Annotated in this window: 17 protein-coding genes; 9 read left to right on the forward strand and 8 right to left on the reverse strand. The window is 68.3% G+C overall.

Going from position 1 to position 21,291, the window contains the following annotated elements; translation table 11 throughout:
• Positions 1-106: 106 nt before the first annotated feature.
• The gene (gene purL, locus QE395_RS15490; RefSeq protein WP_095364229.1) at positions 107-3,991 is read right to left on the reverse strand and encodes a phosphoribosylformylglycinamidine synthase; all 3,885 of its coding nucleotides are present in this window, start codon (positions 3,989-3,991) and stop codon (positions 107-109) included.
• 310 nt (positions 3,992-4,301) lie between these two features.
• On the opposite strand from purL, the gene QE395_RS15495 reads away from it, so the two are divergent.
• The 3 genes from QE395_RS15495 (at position 4,302) to QE395_RS15505 (ending at position 8,214) form a co-directional block, all read left to right on the forward strand.
• The gene (locus QE395_RS15495; RefSeq protein WP_306989882.1) at positions 4,302-6,404 is read left to right on the forward strand and encodes a glycosyl hydrolase family 18 protein; all 2,103 of its coding nucleotides are present in this window, start codon (positions 4,302-4,304) and stop codon (positions 6,402-6,404) included.
• A gap of 155 nt (positions 6,405-6,559) precedes the next feature.
• Positions 6,560-6,925 (forward strand): hypothetical protein, encoded by a 366-nt coding sequence (locus tag QE395_RS15500; RefSeq protein WP_306989883.1) that lies wholly within the window; start codon positions 6,560-6,562, stop codon positions 6,923-6,925.
• 107 nt (positions 6,926-7,032) lie between these two features.
• Positions 7,033-8,214 carry a hypothetical protein gene (locus tag QE395_RS15505; RefSeq protein ID WP_306989884.1) on the forward strand — a complete coding sequence of 394 codons (1,182 nt, stop codon included), beginning with the start codon at positions 7,033-7,035 and terminating at the stop codon, positions 8,212-8,214.
• A 45-nt stretch (positions 8,215-8,259) separates the two neighbouring features.
• Here the strand turns inward: QE395_RS15505 and QE395_RS15510 are convergent, their stop codons facing one another.
• Positions 8,260-9,036, reverse strand: coding sequence for a DsbC family protein (locus QE395_RS15510; protein WP_068854539.1), 777 nt, complete (start codon positions 9,034-9,036; stop codon positions 8,260-8,262).
• Between the two features lie 167 nt (positions 9,037-9,203).
• Between QE395_RS15510 and QE395_RS15515 the strand changes: the two genes are divergently transcribed.
• A complete protein-coding gene (locus QE395_RS15515; protein ID WP_306989885.1) occupies positions 9,204-10,004 on the forward strand; it encodes a hypothetical protein in 801 nt (266 codons plus the stop codon).
• 19 nt (positions 10,005-10,023) lie between these two features.
• Here the strand turns inward: QE395_RS15515 and xerD are convergent, their stop codons facing one another.
• Complete coding sequence (gene xerD / locus QE395_RS15520; protein WP_306990539.1) at positions 10,024-10,998, reverse strand: site-specific tyrosine recombinase XerD; 975 nt, start codon at positions 10,996-10,998, stop codon at positions 10,024-10,026.
• Positions 10,999-11,068: 70 nt separating this feature from the next.
• On the opposite strand from xerD, the gene QE395_RS15525 reads away from it, so the two are divergent.
• A complete protein-coding gene (locus QE395_RS15525; protein ID WP_306989886.1) occupies positions 11,069-11,542 on the forward strand; it encodes an RDD family protein in 474 nt (157 codons plus the stop codon).
• Positions 11,543-11,848: 306 nt separating this feature from the next.
• Here QE395_RS15525 and lptG read toward each other — a convergent pair whose 3' ends face one another.
• Both lptG and lptF read right to left on the reverse strand, forming a co-directional pair.
• Entirely contained in the window at positions 11,849-12,955 is a 1,107-nt protein-coding gene (lptG, locus tag QE395_RS15530) for an LPS export ABC transporter permease LptG (protein WP_306989887.1), read from the reverse strand.
• Complete coding sequence (gene lptF, locus QE395_RS15535; RefSeq protein ID WP_068849134.1) at positions 12,952-14,031, reverse strand: LPS export ABC transporter permease LptF; 1,080 nt, start codon at positions 14,029-14,031, stop codon at positions 12,952-12,954. Before lptF ends, lptG begins: the two co-directional genes overlap by 4 nt.
• A gap of 104 nt (positions 14,032-14,135) precedes the next feature.
• Here lptF and QE395_RS15540 point away from each other — a divergent pair, with 104 nt between their 5' ends.
• From QE395_RS15540 to QE395_RS15550, 3 genes are all read left to right on the forward strand, one after another.
• A complete protein-coding gene (locus QE395_RS15540; RefSeq protein ID WP_306989888.1) occupies positions 14,136-15,626 on the forward strand; it encodes a leucyl aminopeptidase in 1,491 nt (496 codons plus the stop codon).
• Entirely contained in the window at positions 15,613-16,038 is a 426-nt protein-coding gene (locus QE395_RS15545; RefSeq protein WP_184124672.1) for a DNA polymerase III subunit chi, read from the forward strand. The genes QE395_RS15540 and QE395_RS15545 overlap by 14 nt, the downstream gene beginning before the upstream one ends.
• Before the next feature lie 73 nt (positions 16,039-16,111).
• Entirely contained in the window at positions 16,112-18,937 is a 2,826-nt protein-coding gene (locus QE395_RS15550; RefSeq protein ID WP_306989889.1) for a valine--tRNA ligase, read from the forward strand.
• Between the two features lie 69 nt (positions 18,938-19,006).
• Here the strand turns inward: QE395_RS15550 and rimI are convergent, their stop codons facing one another.
• From rimI to pssA, 3 genes are read right to left on the reverse strand one after another with little or no spacing between them, the layout of a single operon-like run.
• Positions 19,007-19,504, reverse strand: a complete 498-nt coding sequence (gene rimI, locus QE395_RS15555) for a ribosomal protein S18-alanine N-acetyltransferase (protein ID WP_095364237.1) — start codon at positions 19,502-19,504, stop codon at positions 19,007-19,009.
• Positions 19,501-19,935: a hypothetical protein gene (locus tag QE395_RS15560; protein ID WP_306990542.1), complete on the reverse strand. Its 435-nt coding sequence runs from the start codon at positions 19,933-19,935 to the stop codon at positions 19,501-19,503. The genes rimI and QE395_RS15560 overlap by 4 nt, the downstream gene beginning before the upstream one ends.
• Before the next feature lie 56 nt (positions 19,936-19,991).
• Entirely contained in the window at positions 19,992-20,771 is a 780-nt protein-coding gene (gene pssA, locus QE395_RS15565; RefSeq protein WP_068849124.1) for a CDP-diacylglycerol--serine O-phosphatidyltransferase, read from the reverse strand.
• A 102-nt stretch (positions 20,772-20,873) separates the two neighbouring features.
• Here pssA and QE395_RS15570 point away from each other — a divergent pair, with 102 nt between their 5' ends.
• Positions 20,874-21,254 (forward strand): DUF4124 domain-containing protein, encoded by a 381-nt coding sequence (locus tag QE395_RS15570; RefSeq protein WP_068849122.1) that lies wholly within the window; start codon positions 20,874-20,876, stop codon positions 21,252-21,254.
• Positions 21,255-21,291 lie beyond the last annotated feature (37 nt).

A 21,291-nucleotide genomic window follows, 5' to 3' on the forward strand; every position in this document is an offset into this window, starting at 1 on the left:
CGTTGGCTGTGCTCGACTTGAACGCCACCCAAAAAAAACCGCCGAACAGGCCGGCGGTTTTTTTCACTTCTCTTTCACTCGTCTTTCACGCGACGTGCACCGTCGTTCAGCCGCACCATACTCTTGCGTTGCGGAACATGCGCAGCCACGGCGAGTCGCCGTTCCAGTCCGCCGGACGCCAGCTGAGGTTCACGGCGCGCGGGGTGCGCTCCGGGTGCGGCATCATGATCGTCACGCGGCCATCGGTGGTGGTCAGGCCGGTGATACCGTCGGGCGAGCCGTTCGGGTTCAGCGGGTACTGGGTGGCCACGTTGCCGTCGCCATCGACATACCGCAGCGACACGCGGGCGGCGGCCTGGTCGACGGCATTGGCGAACACCGCCTGGCCTTCGCCGTGCGCCACCGCCACCGGCAGGCGCGAACCGGCCATGCCACGCAGCAGGATCGACGGCGATTCGACGATCTCCAGCAACGCGGTGCGGGCTTCGAACTGCTCGCTGCGGTTACGCCGGAACTGCGGCCAGTGCTCGGCACCGGGGATGATGTCCTTGAGCTGGCTCAGCATCTGGCAGCCGTTGCACACGCCCAGCGCGAAGCTGTCCTGGCGGGCGAAGAAGCCGGCAAAGGCATCACGCAGCGCGCTGCGCTCCAGCACCGAGGTGGCCCAGCCGCGGCCCGCACCCAGCACGTCGCCGTAGCTGAAGCCGCCACAGGCGGCCAGGCCGGTGAAATCGGCCAGGTCGACGCGGCCGGCGATCAGGTCGCTCATGTGCACGTCCACGCTGCGGAAGCCGGCGCGTTCGAAGATGTTGGCCATTTCGATCTGGCCGTTGACGCCCTGCTCGCGCAGCACCGCCACGCGCGGACGCGCGCCGGTGTTGATGAACGGGGCGGCCACATCCTCATTGAGGTCGAAGCTGAGCTTCGGCTTCAGGCCCGGCGCGGTGAAGCTGCGTGCGACGGCGCGCTCCTGGTCGGCGTTGTCGGGGTTGTCGCGCAGCTTCTGCATGGCGTGGGTGACCGACCACCAGGCATCGAACAACGCTTCCCAGCGCCATTCAACCAGGCTTTCGCCCTGCAGCGACACGCGCACCACCGGGGCCGTGGTCGGGCGTGCGATGCGCTGGGCACATTCGGTCAGCGCATGGCGCTCGACCAGGTCGGCGAAGGCCGCGCGGTCTTCGCGGGCGATCTGCACCACCGCACCCAGCTCTTCGTTGAACAGACTGCGGAATGGATCATCGCCCCACGCATCCAGGGTGATGTCCAGGCCCTGGCGCGAGGCGAAGGCCATTTCGCACAGCGCGGCGAACGCGCCGCCGTCGCTGCGGTCGTGATAGGCCAGCAGCAGGCCGGACTGGCGTGCGTCGCGGATCAGTTCGAAGAACGCACGCAGGCGCTGCGGATCATCCAGGTCCGGCACGGCACCGGCAAACGCCGGCAGCGCGCTGTGGTCGGCGTGCACCTGGGCCAGGATCGAACCGCCCAGGCGCTGCTTGCCGGCGCCCAGGCCGATCAGCCAGAGCTCGCTTTCCGTCTCGCGGTCCAGCAGCGGGGTCAGCTGGGTGCTGGCATCGGCCACCGGCGCGAACGCGGTGATCACCAGCGACACCGGCGACACCGACTTGTGCGCCTCACCGGCGTCGTGCCACTGCGCCTGCATGGACAGCGAGTCCTTGCCGACCGGGATGCTCAAGTCCAGCTGCGGGCACAGTTCCATGCCCACCGCGCGCACGGCGTCGTACAGCAGCGCGTCTTCGCCGTTGTGGCCCGCCGCGGCCATCCAGTTCGCAGAAAGCTTCACCGTTTCCAGCGCATCGACCGGGGCCGCGCACAGGTTGGTGATCGCTTCGCCCACTGCCATGCGCGCCGAGGCGGCGGCATCGAGCAGCGCCAGCGGGGTGCGCTCGCCGATCGACATCGCTTCGCCGGCCAGCGTATCGAAGCCGGCCAGGGTGATGGCAACGTCGGACAGCGGCAGCTGCCACGGACCGATCATCTGTTCGCGTGCGGTCAGGCCACCGACGCTGCGGTCACCGATGGTGACCAGGAAGTTCTTCGACGCCACCGACGGGTGCGCCAACACGCGCAGGCCGGCCTCGTGCAGGTCCAGGCCAGCGGTCTTCAGCGACGGCCAGCGCGGCGCCGGCGGGTGCGCGGTGTCGCGGTGCATCTTCGGCGGCTTGCCGAACAGCACGTCCATCGGCAGGTCGATCGGAGCATCGGCCGGAATGTTGCCGACCGTTGCACCATAGGCGACTACCAGGCGTTCTTCGGCCGTGGCCACGCCGACCGCGGCGAACGGGCAGCGCTCGCGCGCGCACAGCGCGGCGAACTCGGCCAGGCGCGCCTGCGGCACGCCGAGCACATAGCGCTCCTGCGATTCGTTGCACCACAGCTGCATCGGCGACAGCGACGGATCATCGGTGGGCACCTTGCCCAGGTCGATCACCCCGCCCACGCCGGAGTCGTGCAGCAGCTCGGGAATCGCGTTGGACAGGCCACCGGCGCCGACGTCATGGAACCAGCGGATCGGGTTGTCCAGGCCCAGCGCGACGCAGCGGTCGATCACTTCCTGGCAGCGGCGCTCCATTTCCGGGTTGTCGCGCTGCACGCTGGCGAAATCCAGGTCCTCGGCGCTTTCGCCGGAGGCCACCGAACTGGCGGCACCGCCGCCCAGGCCGATCAGCATGGCCGGGCCGCCGAGCACGATCACCGCATCGCCCGGCTGCAGCTTGAGCTTTTCGACCTGGACCTGGTCGATCGCACCGAGGCCACCGGCCAGCATGATCGGCTTGTCGTAGGCGCGGGTCAGGCCGTCGCCTTCGGGCAGCTCGAAGCTGCGGAAATAGCCCAGCAGGTTCGGCCGGCCGAATTCGTTGTTGAACGCGGCGCCGCCGAGCGGGCCTTCCAGCATGATGTCCAGCGCCGGCGCCATGCGCGGGTTCAGCGCGCGCGGCGCCTCCCACGGCTGCGGCAGGGTCGGGATGCGCAGGTGCGAAACCGAGAAGCCGGTCAGGCCGGCCTTGGGCTTGCCGCCGCGGCCGGTGGCGCCTTCGTCGCGGATCTCGCCGCCGGCGCCGGTGGAGGCGCCCGGGAACGGCGCGATCGCGGTCGGGTGGTTATGCGTTTCCACCTTGATGCAGAACGCCGAATCGACCACCGCTTCGCTGCGGTACTCGCCCGTGGCCGGGTCCGGGCGGTAGCGCGCGGCCGGGAAACCGGCCACCACCGCCGCGTTGTCGCTGTACGCGCTGAGCGTGTGCTGCGGAGTCTGCTGGTGGGTGTTCTTGATCATGCGGAACAGCGAATGGGCCTGGTCGGCGCCATCGATGGTCCAGCTGGCATTGAAGATCTTGTGCCGGCAGTGTTCGGAGTTCGCCTGCGCGAACATCATCAGTTCCACGTCCGACGGCTTGCGGCCCAGCTCGCCGAAGCGCTGGCGCAGGTAGTCGATCTCGTCCTGGGCCATGGCCAGGCCCAGGCGGCGGTTGGCCGCTTCCAGGTCTTCCAGCGCTACCCGCTCCAGCTCGCCACGGGCCGGCGCGGTGAACAGCGCCTGGGCCTGGGCGGCATCGTCCAGCACCGACTGGGTCATCGGGTCGTGCAGCGCGCGGATAACCGCCTCGCGCGCGGCCGTGTCGGCCGGCCAGCCGGCCAGGTCGATGCGCAGGCCACGTTCCACCCGGCGGATCGGCTGCCCGGCGCCACGCACCAGTTCGGTGGCCTTGCTCGACCACGGCGACAGCGTGCCCAGGCGCGGGACCACGAAGCGGCTGATTGCCCCGTCCTCGCGTACTGCCGGGGCCGGCTCGGCTTCCAGGATCCGGGTCAGGACCACCGGGTCCGGGGCGGCATCGCCCTCGGTCTGGATGAAGTACACATGCCAGGCACCGGTAATGCGCAGATCGGCGGCCAGGGACTGGAGGCGGGATTCAAGACGTTCGCGGCGGAACGGCGAAAGGGCGGATGCGCCCTCGAGGACCATCATGTCCGGGGAACCGTGGTTGGGAACGGGGCCCACTATTGTACCGGTCCGTGCCGGCCGGTGGTCGGTCCCGGGGTCGGTCGCGGCCGACTCGCGGTGCTCCGCCTGAACGAACCGGCGCCCCGAACCTTGCGCTGGCGCACGGATTGGGCGGGCAAACCATGACAACGTTGCCACCACCTGCCCGGCACATCGCCGGCGGGCCCCGCGTCCGCCCCCTCTGCTGTTGCCGGCCTCTCTCACCGGCCCCGGACCTGCTGCAACGCTGGCGACACCCTGCCGCCCAGCGCCCACCACCTGATCGGAGTACGACATGGCTGACCCGATTGCGCGCAGTACGGTGACATCGTTATCTCCCCGCCGCCCCGCCCGGCCCCGCCGCTGGCTGCTGGCCCTCGCCCTGGGCTCGGCGGCCCTGAGCCCCGGCCTCGCCCTGGCCGCCAGTTGTACCGGCGTACCGGAGTGGAACGGCAACGTGATCTACCTGGCCGGCAGCACCCTGCAGAAGGGCGGCGTGCTGTACCGGGCCAACCAGGACATCTGGAACGCCCCGCCCGACCACCCGGCCGGCGCGCCGTACTACACCAACCTGGGCGCCTGCGACAGCGGCGGCAGCAACCAGGCCCCCAGCGTCAGCCTGACCTCGCCGGCCAACGGCGCCAGCTTCAGCGCCGGCAGCACCATCACCGTCAGCGCCAACGCCAGTGACGCCGACGGCAGCGTGAGCAAGGTCGAATTCTTCCGTGGCGGCACCTCGCTCGGCATCGACACCAGCGCGCCCTACAGCGTGAGCTGGGCCAACGCGGCGGCCGGCACCCATACCTTCAAGGCCGTGGCGACCGACAACAACAACGCCGTGACCTCGTCGGCGACGGTCAGCGTGACCGTCAACGCCGCCAGCAACGACACCACCCCGCCCAGCGTGCCGGGCGGCCTGTCGTCGCCGTCCAAGACCGCCACCACCGTCAACCTGGCCTGGAGCGCGGCCACCGACAACAGTGGCGGCAGCGGCGTGGCCGGCTATGACGTCTACCGCAACGGCACCCTGGTCGGCTCGCCCAACGCCACCCAATACACCGATGGCGGCCTCACCGCCAGCACCGCCTACACCTACGCCGTGCGGGCCCGCGACAACGCCGGCAACGCCTCGGCCCGCAGTGCCACCATCAGCGTGACCACCAGTGCAGGGGGCGGCAGTGGCGGCAACAAGCGCGTCATCGGCTACTTCACCCAGTGGGGCATCTACGGGCGCAACTACCGGGTCAAGAACATCGACACCAGCGGTTCGGCCAGCAAGCTGACCCACATCAACTACGCCTTCGGCAACGTGCGCAACAACCGCTGCGAAGTAGGCGTCACCCAGGCCTCCGACCCGAACACCGGGGTGGGCGGCGATGCGTTCGCCGATTACACCAAGGCCTTCCAGGCTGGTGAGAGCGTCAGCGGCAGCGCCGATACCTGGGACCAGCCGCTGCGCGGCAACTGGAACCAGCTCAAGCAGCTCAAGGCCAAGCACCCGAACGTGAAGGTGCTGATCTCGCTCGGTGGCTGGACCTGGTCGCGCGGCTTCTCCAGCGCGGCGCAGCCGGCCAACCGCCAGGCGTTCGTGGCCTCGTGCATCGACGCCTACATCAAGGGCAACCTGCCGGTGACCGACGGTGCCGGTGGCGTGGGCGCGGCGGCAGGCGTGTTCGACGGCATCGACATCGACTGGGAATACCCGGTGGCGTGCGGCATCGCCTGCGGGACCCCGGCCGACAATGCCAACTTCACCGCGCTGATGGCCGAATTCCGCCGCCAGCTCGATGCGGTGCGCCCGGGCCTGCTGCTCACGGTGGCGGTCGGTGCGGGCATCGACAAGATCCGCGTGACCGATCCGGCGGCGTATCACCCGTACCTGGATTTCATCAACGTCATGACGTACGACTTCCACGGCGCGTTCGATCCGAAGACTGGGCACCATTCGGCGCTGTTCGATTCGCCGGCCGATCCGTCCACCGGTGATGTGAAGCTGTACAACAGCAACGATGCGATGGAAGCCTTCCTCGCCCGCGGGGTGCCGGCCAGCAAGCTCAACCTGGGCATCGGCTTCTACGGCCGCGGCTGGACCAACGTGCCCAACGTCAACAACGGGCTGTACCAGACCGGCACGGCCGCACCCGGTACCTACGAGGCGGGCATCGAAGACTGGAAGGTATTGAAGAACCTCAACCATCCGGTCTTCACCGACGCCACCGCGCGGGCCACCTGGAGCTACAACGGCACCACGTTCTGGAGCTTCGACACCCCGGCGATGGTGACCGAGAAGATGGGCTACGTGAAAACCCAGGGACTGGGCGGTGCGTTCTTCTGGGAGTTCAGCGGCGATGACACCCAGGGCACGCTGGTGAACACGATCAGCAATGGGTTGAAGTAAGCAGTGATGCGCCCGGAGCATTGCCGCTCCGGGCGCTTCTTTGGGCGTCGACCAAGTCGCAAACGCCATGGAGTGAGCCGTTTTTGAAAGTGCTGGGCCGGTGCAGTAGCCAGAATGATGTGGTCAACGACTCAACCCGCATTGGAACATCCCGCATGCCCAGTCCGCCTGCCACCGTTGCAAGCACAGCCGCTGCCGCGCCCTGGCTTGGCACGTTCGCCGGTACGCCACCACAGGTACCAGCGCGCCCTTCAGCGTCGAACGCACCACGGGCTTCTGCTTCGCCCGCGACGGTTGCGAACCGGCCGACGCCACTGCGCGATGTGACCAACACCGTCGCCGCGTCACCCGACGCCGTCCTCGATCAGGACGTCTGGGGCAGCGACTTCGAGGATGTGGCCTACACCGAGGTGGAACAGGCGGAATTCGATGTCCGCTTCGCGCACGAGACGCTGGAGATTGCCAACGCGCAACGCGATTGGTTTGCGCCACCCTCGCAGGAAAGGTTCAATCGCGACTGACCGCGACGTAGCTGCGCACACGTGCAGCCGCCTGAGCATTTTCTGAAAGCCGCCGCGGACTGCCATTCAATAATGGTGGTCCTTTCCCTTATGGCGCATTGCATTCCATGCGGATCCCTACCGCCCTGCTGCGCATTGGCGCTGCACTCGGCAACCAGAAGGCGCAGAAGACGCTCGACGGCCCGCGCTCGCTCAAAACAATCACCCTCAAACAGATCCGGAACCAACTGCCCACCGGATGGTTCCATAAGCCTCGCATCGATCCCGGCGTTGTGGTCAACATTCCCCGCGCCCGGCTGGCAGCGCTGCCACCGCATCCCGGGCTGCATGCCGCCACGCCAACGCAACCGTGCATGCCAACGTCGGTTTCCAACCGCCTGCCCTGCATTGTTGCCAGCAAGAACACCAGTTGGCTGCATCACGGGCCGGGCGCGCGCATCCCGGTGCCGCAGAACGGCAGGGAACTGCATCCGTTGGGCCTGCAGCGGCCGTCCGTTGCTCAGGAAGCACCGGGACCGATGGATACGCTGGACCGGCAGGCAAAGGCGCTGATCCAGGCGGAAAAAGATCCGACCACCTTCTTTGGCGAAATGGGCGAGTACCCGGCAGAAGCCATTCATGTCGACAGCATCGTGCCGATGGTCCGCCAGCCAGACGTGCTGATTCCCGATGCGGACTATGCCAGCGACAGCGCATCGATAGCAGCGCTGAACGACAGTGATTCCGAAGATGAGTGGGAAACGTTGACGCCCGAAGAGCAGAAGGCAGCGGACCAGCAGTTCGACAAGGAAACGCGTGAGATTGAAGCTTTCGAGGCAATGTTGAACGGCTACGCTGAGGAACCGGCTCCGCCCGCGTTCGACAGCCTTCCGCCCCCTCCGCCGCCGCTGCCTGCAACGATCGGTGCGACCGAGTTCACTTCAACGCCGTCATTGGCACTGGAAAGGAGCACCGGACCTGCATCGCCGTTGGCCCATGCCATCGATGCTTTGAAGCTGAAAGTCCCGGCGGCTGTAGCAGCGCGCCAAGCCAGGGCACTCTGGGCTGAACTGCCGGGCCACACCGCAAGTGAATCGCTTCGGGCCGTCCCCAAGGCACCGGCTTCGCTGCTGGAGGCCTTCGCAGAGCTGGACAGGAGACACGGCTTGATCGAGGCGGCAAAAGACTGGGCCAAGCCTGAGGAACACTCCGACGCGACTTCCAGCTCCGGCGATTCCGGGCTCGGACCAGACAGCCCGGCGCCTGACTACAGCGTGGGCGATCACGAATGGGGCGAATCGACCGCCTGAGAATTGAATGACGATCCGGAGCAGCAGCGCCGGAGCGTCTCGGGCTCAGTTGGCCTGGCGCTCCAGCGCCTTGAGCAGCTGTGCCGGCGGCACATAGCCGCCCAGCTGGGTCCCGTCGGCGGCGAACACCGCCGGGGTGCCGCTGACGCCCACCTGCTGGCCGAGGTTGTACTGCATGGCCACCGGGCTGGTGCAGTTCTTCGGCGCAACCGGCTGGCCCTGCTTGGCGCTGGTCAGCGCCTTGCGGCGGTCGCTCGCGCACCAGACCGAGATCATGTCGGTGAAGTCCTTGCTGCCCGGGCCCATGCGTGGGAACGCCACGTACTCCACGGTGATGCCCATGCGGTTCAGCTCGGGAAGGTCCTGGTGCAGCTTGCGGCAGTACCCGCACTCGATGTCGGTGAACACGGTGAGCGTGTGCTTGGGATTGGCCGCAGCGAACACGATGCGGTCACCGCGCGGCACTTTGTCCAGCAGCTGCTTGCGGTAGGCCAGCAGGCCGGCGCTGCTGGCCGGGGCGCGGTTCTGGATGTCGTACGGCTGGGACTGCATCAGGTAGCGGCCGTCGTCGGACACGTACAGCACCTGCCCGCCCACCAGCACTTCGCGGAAGCCCGGGAACGGGGCCGCGCCGATGTAGTCGGGCTTGAACTTCGGGTCCAGACCGGCCAGCGCGCTGCGCACGGTCTGGTCGGCGTTGGCATTGGCCGGCGCGGCGCTGCTGGCCGGCTGGGCGCCCGGCTTGGCGGCCGGCGGCGCCGGCTGGGCGCAGGCGGTCAGGCTGAGCGCACCGCACAGCGCCACGGTAAGGACTCGAAGCATCTGCAGTTCCACGGTAAAAGGTGCCCGATTCTCGCACAGCCGCTCCCGCGGCGACGTCACGGCGGGCGCCTTCGGCCCGCCTGCGGGTGCGGCGAGGGAATCGTGAAAGCGCTCGCCCATCAGTGCGTGCACGCTCGCTGCCCCTCCGTCCGCCCTGCCCCTTTCCCGTGCATTCCCTTTCATCGATCACGCTTTCGTTCAAGGCCCATGTCCTCCGCCACACCTCCGCCCGCGTGGCGCTGGCGGCCGGCTCCCACGACGGCGGGCGCTTCCATCGCGCCATGAACAGCATCCAGAACAGCGAAGATCGGCTGTCCGGGCGTTTCTGGAGCGGCGCGCTCAGCGCGCCGAAGCTGGTGGACCGCGCCGCCCAGCTGGCCCGGCTGCGCGAGCAGCTCATTCCCTCCCACCACGTCGCCGACCGCGTCGAGCGGCTGGAGCAGGTGCTGAACCGCTGTGGCGACCGTCGGCCGCGCTGGGTGTCCAACATCGGGCCACGCGCGCAGGCCATGCAGGCACTGGTCGCGCCCGATGCGGTGCTCGCTCGCGCGCGCGCCGCACTGGCCACGCTGTTCTGGCAGGGTGAGCTGACCACGCTTCCTGACTTCAAAGCCGCTTACCTGCGTGCCAACCCACCGGACATCAACGACCCGGCCCGCGCGGCCGACCTGCACCGGGCCGCCATGGAAGAGCTGTACGCACAGGCGCCAGCGGTGGAACACGACGGTCAGAAAGCGCTGCTGTTTTCTTTCGGGGCCCGCGTGGCGCCCCAGCACCGTCCTTCGGTTGCGTCGCTGTCGCCCAGCCGCGCTTCGCGCAACGACGCGGTGAACCGGTGGTGGAACACCGCGATGCTGGCCGATGCGTCGGCGGGTTCGGACAGCGACGTGGTGTCCGATGATGGCAGCTGCAGCACCGCCTCCACCGCCTGGGTGGCAATCGGCGAGCCCCGGGAAAGCTACGCCTGAGCGGCAGTGTCGTGCGCCACTACCCCCTGGGATGGTGGCGCGCGTGCAGCTTCTGCAGGTGCTCGCGTGCCACCAGCGTGTAGATCTGGGTAGTGGACAGCGAGCTGTGGCCGAGCAGCATCTGCAGCGCGCGCAGGTCGGCGCCGCGGTTGAGCAGGTGGGTGGCGAAGCTGTGGCGCAGCCCATGCGGGCTGATCCGCACCGGGTCGATTCCGGCCAGCGCGGCGTATTTTTTCACCAGTGACCAGAACTGCTGGCGGCTCAGCGGCTGCAGCGACGGTTCCAGGAACAACGGCACCTCGCCGTCGCGCGCGGGCACGGTGCGCGTGCCGACCAGCTGCGGCCGCGCTTCGCGCAGGTAGCGCTCCAGCCAGTGCTGGGATTCCTCGCCCAGCGGCACCAGCCGTTCCTTGCTGCCCTTGCCGGTCACCCGCAGCACGCCCTGGCGCAGGTTCACCGCGTTGGCCGGCAGCTCCACCAGCTCGCTTACGCGCAGGCCGGCGGCGTACATCAGCTCGAGCATGGCGCGGTCGCGCAGGCCCAGTGGCTGTTCCACCTCGGGTGCAGCGAGCAGCGCGTCGATCTGGCTCTCGGCCAGCGCCTTGGGCAGCAATCGTGGCAACCGGGGCGGATCAAGCAGCGCGCTGGGGTCTTCGCTGCGCTGCCCGCGCCGCACTGCATCGGCGAAGAACGCGCGCAGCGCCGACAGCAGCCGCGCGTTGCTGCGCGGCGACCAGCCGTGGCGCGAGCGCCAGGCCAGGTAGTCGAACAGGCCGGCGCGGTCGATCCCGGCCAGCCCGTTGCCGGCGCCGTCGCGCCAGCGCGCCAGCCCTTCCAGGTCGCGCCGGTAGCTGTCCAGGCTGGCCCGGGCCAGGCCCTGCTCGGCCCAGACCGCGTCGAGGAAACGCTGGATGTGCGCGTTGTCGTCAGCGCGCAGTTCGGGCAGGTGCTGCACCAGCTGGCGGCGCGCGGCGGGGGTGGCGGTGTCGGACATGCCCACAGGATACGGAGGCGGGGCCGCGCCGGCCATCCACAGCGGACGCCGGCGCGGGTATGCTCGGCGCATGAGCGCACCTACCGCTGTGGCCACGGATACCGCCCGCCCTGCATCGCTGCTGGTGTGGCGGCTGCTGTCGCTGCTGTACGACTTCTTCCCGGCGCTGGCGCTGTGGATGCTGGTCGGCGCGCTGTTCACCGCCGGCTACGCTGCAGGCCACGCCGCGCGCGACAACATCGCGCCGTTCAGTGCGCTGCAGTGGCTGCTGTGGGGGTGTTGCTGGGTCGTGACCGGGCTGTACGCCACGCTCAGCTGGCGGCGCGGCGGGCAGACGTTGGGCATGCGGCCGTGGCGGTTGCAGGTGGTGAGGGCCGATGGGGGTGCGCCTACGCTGGGGCAGTTGTGGGTGCGTTATGCGGTAGGAACCGTGTCGGTGCTGCTGGCCGGGTTTGGGCTGTGGTGGGCGTTGGTGGATCGGCAACGGCTGACGTGGCACGACCGGGCAAGCGGCATCCGGTTGTTGCGATTGCCGAAGCGATAAGAACGCGGCGCAGACCGCCTGGGCCGACCAACGGTCGGCGCTACCGGGCAGGTCAACGTTCGTTGGGGGTTCGCAGGGGCTCGTGTTGCATTGGCGCCATGCATCCGGAGCCGATGGTGAACCATCGAAATGCAACCGGCGCCCAGGGTTGATTGATCCCGATCCCAATGGGCCCGTATGAATTCGTAGCCCCGGGCGTTGGCCGGAAACCGCGCGCAGCGCGGATCAAGCATCCAACACCGATCCAACGCCGGTTGCGACCACCCCACCGACGTTCAGACCCAACCGAAACCGCCCGTCACCCCATCACCCCGACTTGCGCCGGAACAACATGCCCGATACCACCAGCATCACGATCGGCGGCAGTGCGTACGCGATGCGGTAATCGAACTTCAGCGCGCCGGCCATGCGCCCGAAGAACAGCTGCAGCAGCCAGAAGCCCAGCGCGAACAGGATGCCCAGGAACAGGCGCTTGCCCATGCCGCCGCTGCGCAGCGAACCGAACGCGAACGGGACGGCAGCCAGGCACAGCGCCAGCACATTGAGCGGGTAGAACCAGCGGCTCCAGTAGATGTCCTCGTAATCGCGCGCGTCCAGCCCGTTGCGCTTGCGGTACTCGATGCTGGTGCGCAGGTCGCGCGCGGCCAGGTTGCGCGGCTTGGAGAACCCGGAGGCCAGCGCGCCCGCATCCAGCTTGGAATCCCACTTTTCGGTGTCCACGGTGGTACGGGTGGCCGAACGCTCGCCGAAGGTATCGCGGCGCACCTTGTTCAAGGTCCAGCCGTCGGCCGTGTGCTCGACCGTGCCGGCATGGGTCACCGACGCAATGTTGCCGTCCGGTGCGATCTGGTAAAGGCGCACGTCGCTGAGCACCAGCCGCGTGCCGCCGCCGGGCAGCAGCTGCTCTTCGCCACTGGTTGCGGTAAGGAAGGTGTCGCCTTCACGTACCCAGATGCCCGCGTACCGCGACGCAGACAGGTTCTGCCCCGACTTCGCACTGGCCCGGATGCTGTCGGAACGGTTCTGCGCCCACGGTGCCAGCGTCTCGCCGTTCACCACCATCACCGCCGTCATCAGCGACAACGCGATCGCCACCGAGGCACTGAGCCGCTTGCGCGACAGCCCCAGCGCGCGCAGCGCGGTGAGCTCGGACGTGGCGGCCATCTGGCCCAGCCCCATCAGCGCACCGATCACCGCTGCGGTCGGGAAGAAGGTGTAGGCCCGGCGCGGCACGGTATACAGCACCGAGGCCGCCGCATGGCCGAGCGTATAGCCGCCCTTGCCCACGTCCTTGAACTCGCCGGAGAACGCCATCACCACGTCCAGGCCGACCAGCACGGCCCAGGTCAACAGCACCGTGCCGAACACCGCCCGGCCCAGGTAGAAATCAAACCGCATCGGGTGGAGCTTCATGCGGTCCTCCGCGGGCGCGAGAGCTTGCCGTCGCGCAGGTACATCCAGATGGCCAGCGCCAGCAACGGCAGGCTCAACCACCACAACCCCACTGTCGCCGGCACCTTGCCGTCCGCGATCCAACGGGTACCAATGAACATCAGGTTCATGCCGACCATGTAGGCAAGGAAGGCGAACATCATCCTGCCGTACCGCTGCTGGCGCGGCGAACTGCGCGCAAGCGGCAGGGTCATCAACGCAAACGCCAGGGCGATCAGCGGAGGGGTGATGCGCGAGTGCAGCTGCGCCTGGGCTTCCGGCCGGGGGTCGCCGAACAACCGGCCGGTCGGCAGCAGCTCGGGGTCGTTTTCGTCGCGGGTGATGGCGCCATCGGGCAGCGCAACGTCGTTGCGGACGAAGGTCATCAGCCGGTAATCCAGCGCGCCGTTGGCCGGGCCCTCGATCTGGTGGCCGTCATTGAGCTGCAGGTAGCGCTGGCGGTCGCCCTCGAAGAACATCTTGCCGGTCGCGGCCGACATCACCTCGATACGGTCGCCGCGGCTGCGCTGGACGAAGATCCGCCCCAGCCCGCTGCCGTCGGCCGAGACCGAGGACAGGTAGACCACCCCCCCATTGGACAGCATGGTGAACTTGCCCGACTCCAGCCCGGCCATGACCAGGCTCTTGTTGGCGTCTTCAACCATCTGCTCACTGGTCCGGTCGGCCCACGGGCCCAGCCACAGCGAGCACAGGGCGATCAGCCCGACCACCGGCAGCACCAGCATCAGCACCGGCCGCAGCAGCCGCCTGGGGCCCACGCCAATGGCGGTCAGCACCGCCATTTCCGAATCCCGGTACAGCCGCGCCGTGGCCAGCAGCAGGCCCAGCATCAGCGCCAGCGGCAGGATCAGCGGCATGTAGACGATGAACTGCAGGCCCAGCTGGGAGAACAGCAGGCGGGCAGGCAGGCGGCCGTCGGCGATGTTGCCGAGGATGTCCACCAGCACGCCGCCCACGCTTACTACCAGCAATACGATCAGGGTGGCCAGAAAACTCTGGACGAAATCACGCAGGAGATAGCGATCGAGCTTCGACATGGGGCGGTGGTTTAAACTCTCGGATTCGTTCGCGTGGCTGCCCAGTCTACTGACGGGACGTAAACAGCTCGCGATTGTACGTTTTTGCCAACGGAATCTGATCAATGGCCCTGGAATTCACCCTGAACCACGCTGTCCCGGCCTCGGCCGAGGTCGACTGCGTCATCGTTGGCGCCTATGCCGACCAGACCCTGAGCCCGGCGGCACAGGCCCTGGACGCCGCGTCGGGCGGCCGTCTGACCGCCCTGGTCGCCCGCGGCGATGTCAGCGGCAAGACCGGCGCCACCACCCTGCTGCATGACGTGCCCGGCGTGAAGGCCCCGCGCGTGCTGGTGGTCGGGCTGGGCGAGCCGGCCAAGTTCGGCGTGCCGCAGTACCTCAAGGCGGTGGGCGATGCCAGCCGCGCGCTGAAGACCGGGGTCATCCGCCATGCGCTGTTCACCCTGGCCGAGATCGAGGTCAAGGGCCGCGATGCCGCCTGGAACATCCGCCAGGCCGTGATCAGCGCCGACCACGCCGCTTATCGGTACACCGCCACCCTGGGCACCAAGAAGGCCGAGGCCCCGGGCCTGGCCACGTTGGCCATCGCCGGCACCGACAGCCAGGCGCTGACCCAGGGCCAGGCCATCGCCGCCGGCGTGCAGCATGCCCGCGAGCTGGGCAACCTGCCGCCGAACCTGTGCACCCCGGCCTACTTGGCCGAATCCTCGGTGGCCTTCGCCCAGGCCCATGCCGGTGCCGAAGCGGAGATCCTGGACGAGACCCAGATGGAAGCGCTCGGCATGGGTTCGCTGCTGGCCGTGGCCCGTGGCTCGGCCAACCGCCCGCGCCTGGTGGTGCTGAAGTGGAACAACGGCGGCGACGCCAAGCCGTACGTGCTGGTCGGCAAGGGCATCACCTTCGATACCGGCGGCGTGAACCTGAAGACCCAGGGCGGCATCGAAGAGATGAAGTACGACATGTGCGGTGGCGCCAATGTCATCGGCACCTTCGTCGCGGCGGTCACCGCCAAGCTCCCACTGAACCTGGTGGTGGTCGTCCCGGCGGTGGAGAACGCCATCGACGGCAACGCTTACCGCCCGTCCGACGTGATCACCTCGATGTCGGGCAAGACCATTGAAGTGGGCAACACCGACGCCGAAGGCCGCCTGATCCTGTGCGACGCGCTGACTTACGCGCAGCGCTTCGAGCCGGCCGCACTGGTCGACGTGGCCACCCTGACCGGTGCCTGCCTGGTCGCCCTGGGCCACCAGACCGCCGGCCTGATGACCAAGCACGACGACCTGGCCAATGAGCTGCTGGCCGCCGGCGAACACGTGTTCGACCGCGCCTGGCGCCTGCCGCTGTGGGACGAATACCAGCCGATGCTGGATTCCAGCTTCGCCGACGTCTACAACATCGGCGGCCGCTGGGCCGGCGCGATCACCGCCGGCTGCTTCCTGTCGCGCTTCACCGAAGGCCAGCGCTGGGCGCACCTGGACATCGCCGGCGTGGCCAGCGACGAAGGCAAGCGCGGCATGGCCACCGGCCGCCCGGTCGGCCTGCTGACCCAGTGGCTGCTCGACCAGGTCGGCCGCGCCCATGTCGCGGGCTGATTTCTACCTGATCGCCAAGCCGCGGTTCCTGACCGAACCGCTGCGCCTGGTCTGCGAACTGGCCCGCAAGGCCAACGACGCCGGGCTGTCCACCCTGGTGCTGGCGCGCGACCAGGCCCAGGCCGAGGAACTGGACGAGCTGTTGTGGTCATTCGATGACGATGCCTACATCCCGCACCAGATCGCCGGCGAAGACGCGGACGAGGAAGAAGCGCTGGTGCTGATCGCCGCGCCGGGTACCGATGCCGCCTCGCGCCCGCTGGTGATCAACCTGCGCGACGACCCCTACCTGGGCGCCTGCGACCGGGTGCTGGAAGTGGTGCCGGCCGACCCCGAAGCCCGCGAGCCGCTGCGCGAGCGCTGGCGCCAGTATAAGGCGCTGGATTTCGACCTGAACAAGTACGACATGTAAGCCCGGCCCGGCACCCTTGATCGGTGCCGCCGGTGCCCTGATCCTTTACCGATTGCCTCCTGGTTGCCCCCGCATGACCCAACTTGCCTCCAGCTACGACCCCAAGACCTTCGAAACGGAGCTGTACGACTCCTGGGAGAAGGCCGGGCACTTCAAGCCGTCCGGCAAGGGCGAGCCGTACACCATCCTGCTGCCGCCGCCGAACGTGACCGGCACGCTGCACATGGGCCATGCCTTCCAGCAGACCCTGATGGATGCGCTGGTGCGCTACCACCGCATGCGCGGCTACGACACGTTGTGGCAGGTGGGTACCGACCACGCCGGCATCGCCACCGAAATGGTGGTGTCGCGCAACCTGGCGCTGGCCGGCAACGGCGAGAGCCGCGATTCGCTGGGCCGCGACGGGTTCATCGAAAAGGTATGGGAATGGAAGGCGCAGTCGGGCGACATCATCGAACGCCAGATGCGCCGCATGGGCACCTCGGCGGACTGGTCGCGCAGCACCTTCACCATGGACCCGCAGCCGTCCGAAGCGGTGGTCGAGGCGTTCCTGCGCTGGCATGAGCAGGGCCTGATCTACCGTGGCCAGCGCCTGGTCAACTGGGACCCGGTGCTGAAGACCGCCATTTCCGACCTGGAAGTGGAAAGCGTGGAGGAAGACGGCTTCCTGTGGTCGATCGCCTACGCGCTGGAAGACGGCGCCAGCTACGAGCATGTCGAGCGCGACGCCGACGGCAACGAGACCCTGCGCGAAACCCGCCCGTATCTCGTTGTCGCCACCACCCGCCCGGAAACCCTGCTGGGCGATACGGCGGTGATGGTGCACCCGGAAGACGAGCGCTACGCGCACCTGATCGGCCGCAGCGTCACCCTGCCGCTGACCGGGCGCAGCGTGCCGGTGATCGCCGATGACTATGTCGACCGCGCGTTCGGTACCGGCGTGGTCAAGGTCACCCCGGCGCACGACTTCAACGACTACCAGGTCGGCCTGCGCCACAACCTGCCGATGATCAACCTGTTCACCCCGGTGGCGGCGATCAACGACAACGCCCCGGAAAAGTACCGCGGGCTGGACCGCTACGAAGCGCGCAAGGTGATCCTGGCCGAACTGGAAGAACAGGGCATCCTGGTCGAGACCAAGGCGCACAAGCTGCAGGTGCCGCGCGGCGACCGCACCCAGCAGGTGATCGAGCCCTACCTGACCGACCAGTGGTTCGTGAAGATGGACGCGCTGGCCCAGCGCGGCCTGGAACTGGTCGAAAACGGGTCCATCCAGTTCGTCCCGGCCAACTGGATCAACACGTACCGCCACTGGATGGAAAACATCCAGGACTGGTGCATCAGCCGCCAGCTGTGGTGGGGCCACCGCATTCCGGCGTGGTTCGACGCGGCCGGCACCTGCTACGTGGGCCGCGATGAAGCAGACGCGCGCGCGCGCGCCGGGCTGGGGGCCGATGTGGTGCTCACCCAGGACAGCGACGTGCTGGAAACCTGGTTCTCCTCGCAGCTGTGGCCGTTCTCCACCTTGGGCTGGCCGAACGAACAGGCGATGGCCGAGCGCGGTTTCGAGCGCTACCTGCCGTCGTCGGTGCTGATCACCGGGTTCGACATCATCTTCTTCTGGGTGGCCCGCATGATCATGGCCACCGACAGCTTCACCGGCAAGATCCCGTTCAAGGACGTCTACATCACCGGCCTGATCCGCGATGCGCAGGGCCAGAAGATGTCCAAGTCCAAGGGCAACGTGCTCGACCCGCTGGACATCATCGACGGCATCTCCATCGACGACCTGGTCGCCAAGCGCACCACCGGGCTGATGAAGCCCAAGGACGCGCCGAAGATCGAGAAGCAGACCCGCAAGGATTTCCCGGACGGCATCATCGCCCACGGTGCCGATGCGCTGCGCTTCACCATCGCCGCGCTGGCCACCCACGGCCGCGACATCAAGTTCGACATGAGCCGCGCCGAGGGCTACAAGAACTTCTGCAACAAGCTGTGGAACGCCAGCCGCTTCACCCTGATGAACACCGAAGGCGCGCAGTTCAACGGCGTGCCGCAGCCGCGCACCGATGCCGAGCGCTGGATCCTGGCGCGCCTCGCGGCGGTGTCGGCCGAGGCGCAGGCGCATTACGCCAACTACCGCTTCGACCTGCTGGCGCAGGCGCTGTACGAGTTTGCCTGGAACGAATTCTGCGACTGGTTCCTGGAGCTGACCAAGCCGGCGCTCAACGGCGACAACGCCGAGGACGCGGCCAGCACCCGCCACACCCTGCTGTACGTGCTGGAAGCGCTGCTGCGCCTGCTGCACCCGTTGACCCCGTTCGTGACCGAACAGCTGTGGCGCCAGGTGGCGCCGCGCCTGGGTCTGGACGGTGACACCATCTCGCTGCGCGCCTATCCCACCGCGGAGGAGTTCGCCGGCGATTACGCGCGTGCCGAGGCCGACGTGGAGTGGTTGAAGTCGATGGTCAGCGCGCTCCGCCGCGTGCGCAGCGAACTGAACGTGCCGCCGGCCAAGCAGGTGAGCCTGCTGCTGCAGGGTGGCAGCGAGGACGACCGCAACCGCGTGGCCCGCTTCACCTCGTCGCTGTCGTTCCTGCTGAAGCTGGAACGCATCGAATGGCTGGCCGCCGTTGCGGAAACGCCGCCGGCCGCCACCGCGATCGTGGGCGAGCTGAAGCTGCTGGTCCCGCTGGAAGGCCTGGTCGACCTGGGCGCCGAGCGCGCCCGGTTGGACAAGGAAATCGCGCGGGTGGAGGCGGAGAAGGAAAAGAGCGCCACGAAGCTGTCCAAGTTCACCGACAAGGTGCCGGCGGCGGTGATCGAGCAGGAGCGCGTGCGCCTGGTCGACTGGACCGCGCAGCTCGAAGGCCTGGTCGCGCAGCGCGCGAAGCTGTAACGGGTTGGAGCGTGGCGACCAACGGTCGCCACCTACCGGGAATCGCAGCCACGCAGGGCGTGGCTGCCTTTACAACGGCGGCATCGTCTGGATGTCGTCGTCGACCAGTTCGATCGCCATCACCAGCGCATCTTCGCGCCCATCACGGGCCGGGTAATAGCGTGGGCGCCGGCCGATCTCGTTGAAGCCTTCGCTGTGGTACAGCGCCACCGCCGGAGTGTTGGACGGGCGCACTTCCAGGAACACCCGGTGCGCGCCATGGTCGCGCGCCAGCTTCACCAGCGCGCGGAACAGCCGCCGGCCCAGGCCACGGGTCTGGCAGGCCGGATCGATGCAGACATTGAGCACGTGCGCCTCATCGGCAGCGATGCTCAGCACTCCATAGCCCACCAGCACGCCGTCGTCGTCCAGCGCCAAGGCCGGATAACCGGCGCGCAGGCAATCGACGAAGATGCCGCGTGTCCACGGGAACGGGTAGCCGCGCAGCTCGATTTCCATCACCGCATCCAGGTCGACTTCGCGCAGCGCGCGCAGCGACATCGGCCGCGGCGAACTGACCGCGCTCACCCGCGGCCCCGCTTGCGCAGTGCCCTCAACTGCGGCCACAGCGCGCGCTTGGCGGCGGCATTGCCGCGCAGTTCGTCCAGGTTCCAGCCGGCCATCAGCGCCTGGGTGTCCGGATCATTGGGGTTGCAGCCCGAAGCGCGCAGCAGCGCGATCTGCAGCGGCGGCGGCATACGGACGGCGGGACGGCGGGTACCGGCGCGCACGGGCGCGGCAGGCGCTTCGGCAGCGGGCGCGGTGCGGCGCCGGGGGGCGGGAGCATCGTCGCTGGGCGCGTTGCCGCGCGCTGGCGGGGGTGCGTCTTCCATGCGCGACGGTGCGTCGCGCCGTGGGGCGGGCGGGAGTGCCTGGTCGGCGGCGGGTGCCGCGGCGAGTTCGATCTGCGCGTCTGGCGCCGGTTCAACATTGCCGTCCACGAACACCGTGTAGCCCATCGCCTGCAGCCAGGACTGCTGCGCCGGGGTCCACAGTGACGGGTCGGCCGGGCTGCTCACGCGCCGGGCTCGGCCGTCTTGCGGGTGCGCTGCCACAGCCAGCTGACCGGCCCGGACAGCGCATAGATCACGCCGACCGCGAACAGCACGCGCGGCAGGTCGATGACCATGATGGCAATGGCGATCGGCACCAGCGCCAGTGCCAGGAACGGCACGCGATCGGCACGCGGGCCTTTCTCGCCGCTGCCCTTGAAGCTCCAGAAACGGATCCGGCTCACCATCAGCAGCGCTGCCACCAGGGTCACGGCCAGCGCCACGTAGCGCAGCTCATTGCCATCCCAGCCCAGCTGGCCATCGGCAAACGCCCACACGAACGACATCATCAGCCCCGCCGCGGCCGGGCTGGCCAGGCCGATGAACCAGCGCTTGTCGACCACGCTGACCTGCGTATTGAAGCGGGCCAGGCGCAGCGCCGCGCATGCGGCATACAGGAACGCCACCGCCCAGCCGACCCGGCCGAGGACGGGATCGTCGAACTTCAGCCACGACAGCGACCAGTGGTACATCACCAGCGCCGGGGCCATGCCGAAGCTGACCAGGTCGGCCAGCGAGTCATACTGCACGCCGAACTCGCTGCTGGTCCCGGTCAGGCGCGCCACCCGGCCATCCAGGCCGTCCATCACCGCCGCCACGAACACGGCGATGGCGGCATTGACGAAATCGCCGTTGGCCGCCGCGATGATCGCGTAGAACCCGGCGAACAGGCCGGCGGTAGTGAACAGGTTGGGCAGCAAATAGATGCTGCGCGAGCGCGGCGGGGGTTTCATCTGATCCATGCCCGCCAGTTTAGTGGCTGCGGCCCGGTTTGGGGGGAGGCTTGCCAGCACGGGGCGGGAATGCTGCAATCGCGCCTCTGTCCCCCGCTGCCCGGAGTTGCCATGCGTGCCCTGCCCCTCGTGTGCTGCCTGCTGCTGCTTGCCAGCGCTTCGGCCAGCGCCGGAACCGTCTACAAATGGAAGGACGCCAACGGCGTGACCCAGTATTCGGAGAAGCCGCCCACCGGCCAGAAGGCCGAAGAGCGCAAGATCCAGACCCGTGACCCGGCCGGCCGCACTGCGGCAGCCGAGCCCGCTGCCGCCGAATCGGCCGACTGCACCACCGCCCGCACCAACCTGTCCCTGCTCAACGGCAAGGGCGCGGTGCTGCAGGACACCAATGGCGACGGCAAGCCGGATACCCCGCTGGATGACGGCCAGCGCGAAGCGCAGAAGACCTTGGCCGAAGCCGGCATCAAGGCGTATTGCAAGCCTGCGGCCTGACCGGTCTCCCCCCGACCAACGGTCGGGGGCTACCGAG

This window comes from Stenotrophomonas sp. SORGH_AS_0282, from assembly GCF_030818125.1.
GTDB classification, from domain to species: domain Bacteria; phylum Pseudomonadota; class Gammaproteobacteria; order Xanthomonadales; family Xanthomonadaceae; genus Stenotrophomonas; species Stenotrophomonas rhizophila_A.